At 47.5% G+C, this 12,635-nt stretch carries 13 protein-coding genes; 10 read left to right on the plus strand and 3 right to left on the minus strand.

The annotated features are described in order from the left end of the window. Nucleotides 1–43 precede the first annotated feature (43 nt). Complete coding sequence (locus NC997_RS00125; protein WP_190524199.1) at nt 44–925, plus strand: type II CAAX endopeptidase family protein; 882 nt, start codon at nt 44–46, stop codon at nt 923–925. A 17-nt stretch (nt 926–942) separates the two neighbouring features. Here the strand turns inward: NC997_RS00125 and cbiE are convergent, their stop codons facing one another. The 3 genes from cbiE to NC997_RS00140 form a co-directional block, all read right to left on the minus strand. Then, the gene (gene cbiE, locus NC997_RS00130; RefSeq protein ID WP_190524202.1) at nt 943–2,220 is read right to left on the minus strand and encodes a precorrin-6y C5,15-methyltransferase (decarboxylating) subunit CbiE; all 1,278 of its coding nucleotides are present in this window, start codon (nt 2,218–2,220) and stop codon (nt 943–945) included. Between the two features lie 94 nt (nt 2,221–2,314). Further along, entirely contained in the window at nt 2,315–2,932 is a 618-nt protein-coding gene (locus NC997_RS00135) for a cobalt-precorrin-8X methylmutase (protein WP_190524205.1), read from the minus strand. 52 nt (nt 2,933–2,984) lie between these two features. Continuing rightward, nucleotides 2,985–3,770, minus strand: a complete 786-nt coding sequence (locus tag NC997_RS00140; RefSeq protein WP_190410208.1) for a DUF1868 domain-containing protein — start codon at nt 3,768–3,770, stop codon at nt 2,985–2,987. A gap of 34 nt (nt 3,771–3,804) precedes the next feature. Here NC997_RS00140 and holA point away from each other — a divergent pair, with 34 nt between their 5' ends. The 9 genes from holA to urtD all read left to right on the plus strand — a co-directional run bounded on the left by holA (nt 3,805) and on the right by urtD (nt 12,626). Beyond that, nucleotides 3,805–4,824, plus strand: coding sequence for a DNA polymerase III subunit delta (gene holA, locus NC997_RS00145; RefSeq protein WP_190524208.1), 1,020 nt, complete (start codon nt 3,805–3,807; stop codon nt 4,822–4,824). Between the two features lie 339 nt (nt 4,825–5,163). After that, nucleotides 5,164–5,643: a DUF4168 domain-containing protein gene (locus NC997_RS00150; protein WP_190410210.1), complete on the plus strand. Its 480-nt coding sequence runs from the start codon at nt 5,164–5,166 to the stop codon at nt 5,641–5,643. A 98-nt stretch (nt 5,644–5,741) separates the two neighbouring features. After that, nucleotides 5,742–6,185, plus strand: a complete 444-nt coding sequence (ureE, locus tag NC997_RS00155) for an urease accessory protein UreE (RefSeq protein WP_190410211.1) — start codon at nt 5,742–5,744, stop codon at nt 6,183–6,185. Between the two features lie 146 nt (nt 6,186–6,331). Further along, the gene (locus NC997_RS00160) at nt 6,332–7,033 is read left to right on the plus strand and encodes an urease accessory protein UreF (protein WP_190524210.1); all 702 of its coding nucleotides are present in this window, start codon (nt 6,332–6,334) and stop codon (nt 7,031–7,033) included. A 92-nt stretch (nt 7,034–7,125) separates the two neighbouring features. After that, on the plus strand, nt 7,126–7,743 hold the full coding sequence (ureG, locus tag NC997_RS00165) for an urease accessory protein UreG (protein ID WP_190524213.1): 618 nt from the start codon (nt 7,126–7,128) through the stop codon (nt 7,741–7,743). A gap of 141 nt (nt 7,744–7,884) precedes the next feature. Further along, a complete protein-coding gene (gene urtA, locus NC997_RS00170; RefSeq protein WP_190524216.1) occupies nt 7,885–9,222 on the plus strand; it encodes an urea ABC transporter substrate-binding protein in 1,338 nt (445 codons plus the stop codon). Nucleotides 9,223–9,517: 295 nt separating this feature from the next. Beyond that, nucleotides 9,518–10,678 carry an urea ABC transporter permease subunit UrtB gene (gene urtB, locus NC997_RS00175; protein WP_190410215.1) on the plus strand — a complete coding sequence of 387 codons (1,161 nt, stop codon included), beginning with the start codon at nt 9,518–9,520 and terminating at the stop codon, nt 10,676–10,678. Between the two features lie 63 nt (nt 10,679–10,741). Beyond that, nucleotides 10,742–11,872, plus strand: coding sequence for an urea ABC transporter permease subunit UrtC (gene urtC, locus NC997_RS00180; RefSeq protein ID WP_190410216.1), 1,131 nt, complete (start codon nt 10,742–10,744; stop codon nt 11,870–11,872). Then, entirely contained in the window at nt 11,847–12,626 is a 780-nt protein-coding gene (gene urtD / locus NC997_RS00185; RefSeq protein ID WP_190410217.1) for an urea ABC transporter ATP-binding protein UrtD, read from the plus strand. The genes urtC and urtD overlap by 26 nt, the downstream gene beginning before the upstream one ends. Nucleotides 12,627–12,635 lie beyond the last annotated feature (9 nt).

The following is a 12,635-nucleotide window of genomic DNA, read 5'->3' on the forward strand; positions in this document are numbered from 1 at the left end:
ACTTGAGGTGTTACGCTTGAGCCAATGAAAGCTGTCTTTAACAATGCCTATTTTTGATCGAGCCGATTGGTGGCTGGTATCACTTCCACAAACTCCTGCTGTGTTGAAGGCGATCGCTTTCTTCATTGTCTGGTTAGTTCTTTGGTTGCCAGTTGCGATTCCTTTGGCAGCAGTGCTGAAATGGCGACCCTTTCACCCCTTGGCTGTAGAGCAAAAGCTTCCTTTATTAGCTTCGCTCTATTTAATTGCCCCTGCGATCGTCTGGGGTGCCGCTTGGGTGGAGGGGGCTTTTTTTTCGGATTATGGGTTGGACTGGAAAGCTTCAATATTCATTTCACTAGGACAAGGCTTCGCTTTAGGGGTGCTAAGTCTGGTAGTGGTATTTGGCATCCAAAAAGCGTTGGGCTGGATTGAGTGGCGATCTCAAGAGAATCCTCTCTATGAAGATACACAGAACCCCCCGCAAAATCTGTGGTCGGTAGTCGGATCTGTCTTACTACCAACATTGTTATTAGGATTATTGATTAGTGGAATTGAAGAGTTAATTTTTCGGGGATTTCTGCTTACGGAACTCCAGCAAGATTATTCAACTTGGGTAGCGGCGGCAGTTTCTAGTTTAATTTTTGCGCTGCTTCATTTGGTTTGGGAACAGCAGGAAACATTGCCTCAGCTACCAGGATTATGGCTGATGGGGATGGTATTAGTGCTGGCTCGTGTCTGTGATGATGGGAATCTAGGCTTGGCGTGGGGACTTCACGCCGGATGGATTTGGGCGATCGCAAGTTTGGATACGACGAGAGTGATTCGCTACACCGGCATTGTTCCGGCTTGGGTAACTGGTTTGGGAGAAAAGCCTCTGGCGGGTGCGGCGGGAATTTTTTGTCTGCTGGGAACTGGGATTTTAATCTGGCAAATTTATCTTTAAAATGAGCATCTTTAAAATCAGCGATTTGCTGCCAGAATCGTGACGGGATTCAGCGGGGAAAACCGAGTCAGCGATCCCACCGGCACAGAACGCGATAACTGCACTTGCAACAACTGATAATCCCATTGCTGACGCGATAACCAGCCCAAAGTCTCATTCAGGTGTTCCAGCGTGGCGAGTGCCAGTACCAAGCGCCCTGAAGCCGTTAAATGCGAATTGCAGGTATCGAGAATTTCAGTTAAATTGCCGCCGCTACCGCCAATAAAGATGCGGTTAGGTGCCGGGAGGCTGTACAAAGCTTCTGGGGCGCTGCCATGAATAGAAATCACATTTTCTACTTGGAAGCGATCGCAGTTCTGCTGAATTAACATCGTGCCAGCAGCCGTTTTCTCAATCGCATACACGCGAGAAGTGGGGAATAGACGGGCAATTTCAATCGAAACTGAGCCAGTACCTGCCCCAATATCCCAAATAATTTGTCCCGGCTGTAGCGCCAGTTCTCCCAGTACAAGAACCCGGACTTCCCGCTTCGTCATCAAGCCAGGGCGATCACTAAAACTCAAGAAACTCCGATCCGGGACTCCCAGCATCGGAAGGGCATCCAGATTCGGTAGGAATGCGTCCCCACTCTTACTCGCTGAATCAGACGGACGTAGCAAGACAACGACATTCAAAGAAGCAAAATTTTGCTCTTGTAGAGACGCCATTAATTGTCTTCCGGCACAGGGAAAAGACCGAACTCGCTCATCAGCACCACCTAAATTTTCACAAACCCAGAACTGATAAGTGTTGGGTAAATCTAAAGCGAGTAACAGACGAGCGATCGCTTCCGGCGTATTTTGAGTATCGGTTAATACAGCAATCTTCTCAATGCCCTGTTGCAGCGCTTGGGTTAACTCATCCAGCGATCGCCCGTGGGCGCTGATGACACGCGCATCCTGCCAGGGAACCTTAATCCGGTTAAAAGCCAGTTGAACCGAACTCAGATGCGGATGAAACGTTAATTCTGCTGAAGGTAGTTGTGCCACCAACAGCCGTCCTAGTCCAAAAAAGAGGGGATCGCCACTCACCAATACGACAATGCCGCCAGAACCCGCAGACAGGCGATCGCGAATTTCCTCAACTACCTTTGTCAAGTCACCCAGAATCAGACGTTGGGCTGAGGAATTGGGAAAGTAAGAGAGATGGCGATCGCTCCCAATTAACAGCATCGCTTGCTCTACAATCTCCCGCACACTATGACTCAGCCCATCTGCACCATCCAAGCCAATTCCAACAACGTGTACAAGTGTCATGAATAGCGGCTGAATGCACCCGATGGCGGGAAGTCGCTGCGATACCGACTCAACGCAAATCGATTTTTCGTGACCCTAAATAGGCAGCGAATCCCTAACATTCCTCTGCCTCCCAAGCCAATATGAGTAAAGCATTCACAATCGCCGCGGTAATCGGTGAGCCGCCCTTGCGCCCCTCAATCCGAATTTGGGGTACGGGCGTCTTTTCTAGTACCGCTTTAGACTCTACGACGGAGATAAATCCAACGGGTGCGCCAATCACTAAAGCCGGTTGAATGGGTGCCGAGGGTAACTCTGCACACAAAGCCAGCAGAGCAGTGGGAGCATTACCAATCGCATAAATTGCCTCTGGAAATTCTTGCCAACATTTTAGTAAGCCGGTTTCCGTGCGCGTCTTGCCAGGGAGAGCAACGCTTGCTTGTTCCACAGCGGCAACCAGGGGGTTGTTAAAGGTTTGCGCCACCATTCCCGCCACTCCCTGTTTGACCATGCCAACGTCTGTAACAATCGGCACGCGACGCCGCAAGGCAGCGATCGCGCTTTCAATCGCCCCCTCACTAAATCGAATTAATTGGGCAAATTCAAAATCAGCGGTGCTGTGGATGGCTCGACGTACAATTGCGTACTCGGAGGGGCTAAAGCGGTGTTCGCCAATTTCTCGATCGATGAGAGCAAAACTTTGCTGGAGGATGGGATGAATGGGTAAGCTCATAAATCAGGAGTCAGCTAATAGCGATTTGTAAGCCGCTATTAGCCGATTGTTTTTAAAAAGTTAAAACGGGCCAATCAGGTTCCCGATAATACCGGGTCATATCGTCAAATTTTCGCAATTGCGCTTGGTGTGTCCAAATTTCTGGAGAATTTTCCAACCATTGGTTGTTAATTTGAGAAAGTTTTTCACACAAGCGAGCGCGGTTCAAATCTGGTGAAATATCGCCAAAATAGCCCAGCGTCACATGGGCAGTAAAACGATATTGCTGTTCAATCCCCAACTCTATCAAACTCCGACTTTGATAGATAAACCGGCGAAACTTCAACATTCGCTCGTAAGTGCCTTCGTCTTTGGGGACTAAACAAACCGCGACTGCACGGGGCATTACCATCAACCCCAGCAACTGCCAAAGCATCGGATTGCCGCCAGTGAGAGATGGCTGGGACTGCTCGAAAATTTGAGCAATGCGATCGCGCAGTTGTTCTTCAAACTCCGGATTCTCACTCGTGGTGTGCCGATAAGCACTGTCCCAAATCAAATCTGCTAAGGTCACATGAAAACTCTCAGCAGGGACTGGCACAATAAAACCAGGATCTAGCTGCTGTAGGAGTTGCTCTTGGCACGCTTTCAAGCTTTCGTAAAACGTCGCATTCTCGGATTCTTCTCCCGCAGGTGGCGTGATCGCCGAATAACCAGGGAAAGGCACGGCTTGTCTTGTCCCTGACGGGGAGGGCTTAAACTTCGGAGACTCCTGTATATGCTGTACTTGGGACTCGTAGGTTGCAGGTAGTGTTAGCCGTGCTACCCGATTTAAATAAGTGTGATAAGTCTCGTCCAATCTTAATAGCCTCGTACTTTTCAGAGATGCTTTAATGCCAATTTACCTCTACTGGGGTGAGGATGATTTTGCCCTGGAAAAAGCTGTTGACTCCCTGCGCGATCGCATTCTCGACCCCCAATGGGCTAACTTTAACTATGACAAAATTTCTCAAGCGCTACCCGATGCGGTCATCACTGCTTTAAACCAAGCAATGACACCACCCTTTGGCAGCGCCTACCGTTTGGTATGGTTGGTTGATACTACTATATGCCTGCACTGTTCGGAAGATCTGCTGGCTGAACTGGAGCGTACGATACCGGCGATTCCTGAGTCTTCAGTATTTTTGCTAACGACTCGCTCTAAACCCGATGGGCGTCTCCGGTCTACAAAGCTGCTGCAAAACCATGCTGATATTCGAGAATTTTCGCTCATCCCGCCCTGGAAAACTGAAGAACTGCTAAAAAAGGTGCGTCAGGTTGCCCAGCAAGTCGGTGTAAAACTAACCCCCGCAGCTGCCGAACTGTTAGCCCAATCTGTGGGAAATGATACCAGACAACTTTGGAACGAACTGGAAAAGTTGCAGGTTTACGCCGGTATCCCGAAGCCTCTTCCCACCGCTTCTGACCAAGCAGACGTATCCCAAGACGCGATCGCCCTCGAAGTCGTTGCTGCCCTAGTAACCTCTAACACCCAAAACAGCTTGCAGCTCGCATCGGCGATCGCCAAGGGGAATACCGCCCACGCCTGTTCGCTGGTTGCCGACTTAATCGGTCATAACGAACCCGCTTTGCGGATTGTCGCCACCCTCATCGGTCAATTTCGTACCTGGTTGTGGGTGAAACTGATGGTAGAGAGCGGTGAGCGAGATGAACGAGCGATCGCCACTGCGGCAGAAATCGGCAACCCCAAACGAATTTACTTTCTGCGCCAAGAAGTCAAAGACTTCTCTGTGCGTCAACTCACCTTAACCTTACCCTTACTCCTGGAATTGGAAGTCGCCCTCAAGCGAGGAGCTGACCCCATTTCAACGTTACAAATGAAAGTTATCGAACTGTGTCAATTGTATCAATGAAGGCATAAACACGTAGGAAGACTTCTTTCCTCCCTACTTCTACACCTAGAGGTAGGGAGGAAAGCGCTACCTATACCACCCAATCGTTACAGCTTTGGTAACACCCCGCTTTTTATGCGAAAGTGTGGTAAAATTCTCACACTCATAATATCCGTAGTTAGTTGTAGATTACTACTCGATCCTTACTCCGTAGGGAGAAGGCTTCTGTTTTCTGAGGTACCAACACGAGATGTAAATCTACGAATGCCCATCTCTAGCTGGAACTTCTCACCCTTAAAACAGTTCAGAAAAAGTAATCCGTGTGTGTTTTGATTTTCTATTTTTTGGTCGCACTAGATCATGATGACTTTATACAGTTCACGTCGCTCTCTGAATCGAGTCTTATCTCAATGCCTGAGTGTTGGTACTCTCGCTGCTCTAAGTCTGTTGTTAGGTTTTGCACCCGGTCTATCCGAGCGCTCTCATAGCCTTGACTTTAGTTCTCAGGCATACGCTCAATCACCCTTCAGCTCTAAGGACTTAAGCAACTTCGCCAGGGCTGTTTTGGCGATGGAACCGGGTCGCCAAGCTGCCTATAACGAGATCAAAAGAATCGTGGGCAGTCCTCCAAATATTGCTTGCAGCCAGCCGAATAGCCTGCGATCGCTTCCAGGAAATGCCCAGGCCATTGCCATCAATTACTGCAAACAGTCTCAAAAGATTGTTGAGAGCAACGGTTTGTCCATTGGATTATTTAATCAAATTACGGTGGAGGCGCAAAAAAATTCGGAGGTAGCAGCACAGATAAAAAATGAAATGATCCGTCTGCAAGCTCAGTAAAAAATAAACTTTTGCTGACCCTGCTTGACTCGGATATTGATGTCATCTGTGCTGATGTTAGTAGCATCACCATAACTTGCTGACTAAAGATTCCAGTGATGCTAACGATAACGCAACGCTTTCCCGCCAATTTGGATGCATCGGTCAACTTTACTCTTTTTCTGACTGCCGAGGAGCGCACGCGCAGCCGCTATCGCTTTGAAACTGCTGAGGGGCAAGCTTTGTATCTGCGCTTACCCAGAGGAACCGTGTTGCGCGATCGCGATCTCCTTCAATCTGAAATCGGTGATATCGTCGTGAGAATCGTGGCTAAACCGGAACCCGTTCTCACTGCGACTGCCCAAAAACCCCTCGATTTGCTGCGGGCGGCTTATCATCTAGGCAATCGCCATGTACCGATAGAAATTGCTGCCACTCATTTGCGGTTGTCTCCCGACCCCGTTTTAAAGTCAATGCTAGAACATCTGGGGATGGAGGTACGAGAGGAAATCTCGCCTTTTTATCCAGAAATGGGTGCCTATGGACACCATCATCACGCTTAGTTAATTGGGTAATCGGTAATGGGGGAGTTTTGAGTTTTGAGTTTTGATTTCTAGAAACGCGATAATCGCGTCTGAGTTTTAACGAGAACCGATACAAAACTCTAGGCTTCATCCTAAAACTCTTCCCCACTCCCTACCTACCAACAATGACCAACGAGCAATTACCGATTCCCCATTCTCCAGTTAACCTGCTGTGTCTTATGCAACTGGTGAGTCCCGCGTTGCCGGTAGGTGCTTATAGCTATTCCGAAGGGCTGGAAACCCTCGTCGATGCTGGTGTAATTGAGAACCTGCAACATCTGGGACACTGGCTCAAACAGGAACTGGGTTATGGGGCAATTCGGTTGGAAGCAGCGGTGATGATTCGGGGATATCGGGGGGCAATTGCCGGGGATTTAGAGGCTTTAAATTACTGGAATGTCTGGTTATCTGCTGCTAAGGAAACACAGGAGTTGCAAGCACAAAGTTGGCAGATGGGGCGATCGCTAATCCGATTGCTTTTGGAATTACAGCCGCAGGTTCGGTCAATGGTGGATGCAATTGGGAGTCCTTGTAATTATGCGATCGCTTTCGGCATTGCCACCGCCCATTGGCAAATCGACGCTGCATCTGCCCTCTTGGGCTACTTACACAGCTGGGCAACCAATTTGATCGCAGCCGGGGTCAAATTAATTCCCCTCGGACAAACGGCTGGGCAACAGCTACTTCTAGAACTACAACCTACCCTGATTCAGGCTGCCAAGGAAATTTTAGGGTTAGAAGATGACGCCCTGAGTAGTTGCGGTTGGGGATTAGCATTGGCGAGTATAGCTCACGAAACGCAGTACACGCGCTTATTTCGGAGTTAAACAAAGACAAACCGCTTGTGAAAGCTGTCAATAGCGAATGATTAATTGCCTTGCTACGATGAGCAATTAGCCATTCGCTTTCAGAAAATTTTATGAATGCTTTTCGGGTTGGAGTAGCTGGCCCAGTGGGTTCGGGAAAAACTGCCTTGGTTGAAGCCTTATGTAAGGCGATGCGGCAAAAATATCAAATTGCTGTAGTCACGAATGATATTTATACCCAGGAAGATGCCCAGTTTTTAGTGCGGAGTCACGCCTTGGAGAGCGATCGCATCCTGGGTGTCGAAACTGGCGGCTGTCCCCATACCGCCATCCGCGAAGACGCTTCCATGAACATCGCCGCCATTGAACAGATGGAACAGCAATTTCCCGATTTAGACTTAGTGTTTTTAGAAAGTGGCGGCGATAACTTAGCGGCTACCTTCAGCCCAGAACTTGTAGACTTGACAATTTATGTCATTGATGTTGCAGCCGGTGACAAAATTCCGCGCAAAGGTGGTCCCGGAATTACTAAATCCGATCTTTTAGCAATCAACAAAATTGATCTTGCTCCTCAAGTCGGAGCAGATTTAGGGGTCATGGAACGCGATGCGCGGAGGATGCGTGGAGAAAAACCCTTTATCTTTACGAATTTGAAGACTCAGCAAGGATTAACCGCTGTGGTGGACTTTATCCGCCTAAATCTGGGCGAAATTTCAAAAACAGCAAGCTGAGCTTTCTTAGATAAAGATACAAAAATTCGATTCTTTGTATCTTTGATAACAATTTTTTCCCAGAACATCGCTCTAATATCACTGCTTAACTGTGTATGTTCTCTACCATTAGGCTGATTCAGCCAGGAGTACGGTGACGGTATGGCAAGGCGATTAGGGCGACGTAAATTTCTTCTATACGGTTCTGCTACTCTGGGAACCAGTATTCTTCTCAAAGCTTGTAGCAGCACTCCCCCCTCTTCCACCTCTGAGACTGCCAGCCCAACAGCAGCGTCTCCCTCTCCCAGTGCGACAACCGTTGCGGCTGCCGGTGGAGGCAACACCATCAAAGTGGGGATTCTGCACTCTCGCAGCGGCACGATGGCGATTAGCGAAAACAGCGTTGTAGATGCCGAACTGTTGGCAATTGAGGAGATTAATAAAGCCGGTGGCGTCCTCGGCAAGCAAATTCAAGCAATTGAAGAAGATGGTCAATCCGACTGGCCTACTTTTGCAGAGAAGGCGAGAAAGCTAATCGATCAGGATAAAGTTGTCACCGTTTTCGGCTGTTGGACTTCCGCCAGCCGCAAAGCAGTGCTGCCAGTATTTGAAGAAAAAGGTCATATGCTCTGGTATCCTGTGCAATACGAGGGTCAAGAGTGCTCCAAAAATATTTTCTATACGGGTGCTGCTCCCAACCAACAAATCGAGCCAGCAGTCGATTGGCTCTTGCAGAATAAGGGCAAAAAATTCTTCCTAGTTGGCTCTGATTACGTTTTTCCGCGTACCGCGAATACGATTATTAAAGAGCAGTTAAAGGCAAAAGGCGGCGAAACCGTCGGTGAAGATTATTTACCCCTAGGCAATACAGAAGTTACGCCCATCATCACTAAAATTAAAGCAGCTCTGCCTGATGGCGGCGTCATTTTTAATACCCTAAATGGGGATAGTAATGTGGCTTTCTTCAAGCAGATGCAAGGTGCAGGGTTGGGACCAGATAAATATCCCGTAATGTCTGTCAGTATTGCCGAAGAAGAAGTCAAAGCAATTGGCACAGAATATCTCAAAGGCCAATATGCCGCATGGAATTACTTCCAAACGGTAGATACCCCGGCGAATAAAAAATTTGTCGAAGCTTTTAAGGCAAAATACGGTCCAGATCGGGTAACAAATGACCCGATGGAAGCAGCTTACATTGCTGTTTATCTGTGGAAACAAGCTGTCGAGAAAGCAAAAACCGCTGACGATTTAGAGGCAGTGCGAAAGGCTGCGGTTGGTCAGAAGTTTGAGGCTCCAGAAGGCACTGTAACGATGGAAAGTAACCATCACATTTCTAAGTTTGTACGGCTAGGTGAAGTCGCAGATGATGGTCTCTTTAAGATTGTCTATGAGACGAAATCAGCAGTGAAGCCAGTTCCTTGGAACCAATTCGTTGCTGCAACTAAGGGTTTGGGATGCGACTGGTCAGATTCCAAAAAAGGTGGTCAGTACAAAATATAAGCGATTAAAAATTAGTCCTTAGTTATTAGTCGTCAATCTTGAGAAGATTGGTTGGGTTTCGTTACCTGATGGTGTTGGCTAATTAAGAACCTAACCCCCCATCCCCCTTCCCTATGAGGGAAGGGGGAGTCTGGAACCCTCTACCCTTGTAGGGAAGAGTTTGGGGTGGGGAGAGGTCAAAAATTAATGCCAACAGCATCCGTTACCTCAACCCAACCTAGGGGATTTGAAAGCTAATAACTAATGACTCACGATCCATGACTAATGACCCATGATTAATGGCTGAGGAAGCGGTGTGATAGCAGGATTGCTGGATGGGATTTTTAATGGAATTAGCATCGGCGCGGTTTTGTTAATTTCAGCGCTGGGACTAGCCATTGTCTTTGGACTCATGGGTGTCATTAACTTAGCTCACGGTGAGTTGATGATGCTAGGAGCCTACACAACGTTTGTTGTACAAAATGGCTTCAAAATATTGGGTAAGCCTTGGTCTGAAACCTATATTGTTTTTGCCCTAATTTTGGCTTTCCTGGTGACAGCAGGTGTGGGATTAGTTCTGGAACGGGGAGTGATTCGTTATCTTTACGGACGCCCGCTAGAAACACTGCTCGCAACTTGGGGCGTTAGTCTGATTTTGCAGCAATTCGCTCGCAGTGTTAGCTGGGTGTTAGTCATTGGCATTGGGATATTTTGCCTTTTGTTTTTTGGCGCTTTTTGGATTCTGTCCCGCCGCCCAGATTTTGAGCGTATTCGTAACTGGGTAATTGCAATAATGTTGCCGATATCTCTAGGCGTTGCGAGTGCCACAAGTGCAGTTTTGGGACAAACTTATAAACTGGCTGTCACCAAGCCTTGGTTTGGCGCTCAAAATGTAGACGTGACGGCACCCAACTGGTTACGAGGAGGATTGCGGTTGGGTACGTTGCAGATGCCTTATACGCGGCTATTTATTATTGCGCTAACCATTGTTTGTGTAGCCGGAATTTATGTATTTTTGCAACGGTCTCCGTGGGGATTAAGAATTCGCTCAGTCATGCAGAATCGCAGTATGAGTGCCTGTTTAGGAATTCCGACTGCTAAAGTTGATGCCATTACATTTGCTTTGGGTTCTGGATTGGCTGGAATTGCCGGTTGTGCGATTAGTTTGCTGGGTTCAGTGGGACCCAATACAGGCCAGAACTACATCGTCGATACATTTATGGTGGTTGTTGTCGGTGGCGTCGGTAAGCTGGTGGGCAGTATTGTGGCAGCGATGGGAATTGGCACGATTAACTACTTAATCAGTTCTAAAGTCTTAGTGCCGATGGTGGCACCGATAAAGCCTTTAGTGGATTTCTTTGAGTTTTTCGGCACAACCAGTATGGCGAAGGTGATGGTATTCGCCTTAATTATTGCGTTCCTTCAAGTGCGTCCAGGAGGGATTTTTCCACAGAAGGGACGTAGCGTTGATGCTTAAACAAAGACAATCGAGTAGAGGCTCAAGGCGATGATTTTGGATGCGGTTCTTGAAGTTAAGGGCATGAAGCAGCAACGTAGACGAGCGGTGCTGATGGAAGTGGGGATAACGATTGCGATCGCTTTGCTGCTCATTTTCGTAATGCCAGCAGTTCTCACAGGCTTTCGTCTCAACTTGCTAGCGCGATTCTTGGCATTAGCGATCGCTGCCCTCGGCATTGATTTAATTTGGGGCTATACGGGTATGCTCAGTTTGGGGCATGGTGTATTTTTTGCGCTCGGTGGCTATGCCTTGGCAATGCACTTGCAATTAGCTCCTCTCAAGAACGGTTTACCAGAATTTATGAGCCTCTTCGGCATTACAGACCTACCTTGGTTCTGGAAGCCGTTTTATTCGTTTAGTTTTGCCGCCGCAGCCGTTGTGATAATTCCGGCTGTATTAGCCGCAATATTGGGTTATTTAGTATTTCGCAACCGGATTCGGGGCGTTTACTTCTCAATTTTGACCCAAGCAGCGACGATTGTATTTTTTAATTTCTTTAACGGGCAGCAGGGCTTCTTTAATGGCACCAATGGTTTAACAAACTTCAAAACATTATTAGGGGCAACAGTCAGTAATAGTCAGACACAATTTGTTTTCTACGCCCTAACAGTCTTATTTTTGGCAGGTGCTTATGCTTTGTGCCGGTGGCTGACTAGCGATCGCTTTGGACGAGTTCTGGTTGCGATTCGGGATGATGAGAGCCGGATGCGCTTCTCTGGCTATAATCCCACGGGATTTAAAGTCGTAGTGTTTGCGATTTCCGCTGCTTTGGCTGGAATTGGGGGTGCTTTATTCACCCTTCAATCTGGTTTAATTTCACCGAAAGCAATGGATATTGCCTTTTCTATTGAAATGGTAATTTGGGTAGCCGTGGGAGGTCGTGCCAGCTTAATCGGAGCCATATTTGGAGCGCTATTAGTCAACTTTGCCAAAAGTCTTTTGAGCGAACAATTTCCGGGCATTTGGGTATTTTTCCAGGGAGCATTATTCCTAATTGTGGTAACAGTTCTTCCCGATGGTGTAGTCGGCTGGCTGCGCTATCAGGGTTTCCAGCACCTGCTGACACTTCTAGGACGGAAGCAGGTAGCAACCTATCCCAGCCTTGAAGAAGATCCAGAGGTACAGCATGAACGCGAAAATATTAGAAACTGAAAATTTAACGGTTAATTTTGATGGTTTTAAAGCACTGAACCATCTGAATTTCAGCATGGATGTCGGAGAATTACGGGTCGTAATTGGTCCAAACGGTGCCGGGAAAACAACCTTTTTGGATGTCATTACTGGCAAAGTACAACCAACTGAGGGACGGGTATTATTTAAGGGGAGAAACGTGAAAGCACTCTCCGAACATCAAATCGCCCGATTGGGAATTGGGCGAAAGTTCCAAACCCCCCGCATTTACCTCAACCTGACGCCCCGCGAAAACCTAGAACTTAGCTGCAATCGTAATAAAAATGTCTTAGCAACACTGTTTGGGCGTCCTGCTACTGGCGAACGTAGTAAAGTAATGAGTTTGCTCGAAACGATTGGTTTAAGTGCAAAAGCAGATATCCGCGCTGGTTTACTTTCTCACGGGGAGAAACAACGCTTAGAAATTGGAATGTTAGTTGCTCAGTCGCCCGATTTATTGTTGGTGGATGAACCCGTTGCAGGGCTAACTGATGAAGAAACTGACAATATTGGGGAACTACTGATCGCTTTAGCTCACAGTCATTCTATTTTGGTCATTGAACATGACATGGAATTTGTGCGCCAAATTGCTCGTAAAGTAACTGTGTTGCATGAAGGCTCGGTGTTGTGTGAAGGCACGATTGAGGAAGTACAAAATGACCCTCGCGTTATAGAAGTTTATTTAGGAGAGCAGTTAGATCCTCAGGGAGAACCGCTTAAAGAAATTGAGGAGTAAAAAGAAGCG

Source organism: Trichocoleus sp. DQ-A2, from assembly GCF_039961915.1.
Lineage (GTDB): Bacteria > Cyanobacteriota > Cyanobacteriia > Cyanobacteriales > FACHB-T130 > FACHB-T130.

Excerpts from the sequence above, each read along its gene's own strand:
- NC997_RS00160 (WP_190524210.1), top strand. The coding sequence starts at position 6,332 with ATGACCAACGAGCAATTACCGATTCCCCATTCTCCAGTTAACCTGCTG.
- ureG (WP_190524213.1), top strand. The coding sequence starts at position 7,126 with ATGAATGCTTTTCGGGTTGGAGTAGCTGGCCCAGTGGGTTCGGGAAAA.
- cbiE (WP_190524202.1), bottom strand. The coding sequence starts at position 2,220 with ATGACACTTGTACACGTTGTTGGAATTGGCTTGGATGGTGCAGATGGG.
- ureE (WP_190410211.1), top strand. The coding sequence starts at position 5,742 with ATGCTAACGATAACGCAACGCTTTCCCGCCAATTTGGATGCATCGGTC.
- NC997_RS00135 (WP_190524205.1), bottom strand. The coding sequence starts at position 2,932 with ATGAGCTTACCCATTCATCCCATCCTCCAGCAAAGTTTTGCTCTCATC.
- NC997_RS00150 (WP_190410210.1), top strand. The coding sequence starts at position 5,164 with ATGATGACTTTATACAGTTCACGTCGCTCTCTGAATCGAGTCTTATCT.
- urtD (WP_190410217.1), top strand. The coding sequence starts at position 11,847 with ATGAACGCGAAAATATTAGAAACTGAAAATTTAACGGTTAATTTTGAT.
- NC997_RS00125 (WP_190524199.1), top strand. The coding sequence starts at position 44 with ATGCCTATTTTTGATCGAGCCGATTGGTGGCTGGTATCACTTCCACAA.
- holA (WP_190524208.1), top strand. The coding sequence starts at position 3,805 with ATGCCAATTTACCTCTACTGGGGTGAGGATGATTTTGCCCTGGAAAAA.
- urtC (WP_190410216.1), top strand. The coding sequence starts at position 10,742 with ATGAAGCAGCAACGTAGACGAGCGGTGCTGATGGAAGTGGGGATAACG.
- urtA (WP_190524216.1), top strand. The coding sequence starts at position 7,885 with ATGGCAAGGCGATTAGGGCGACGTAAATTTCTTCTATACGGTTCTGCT.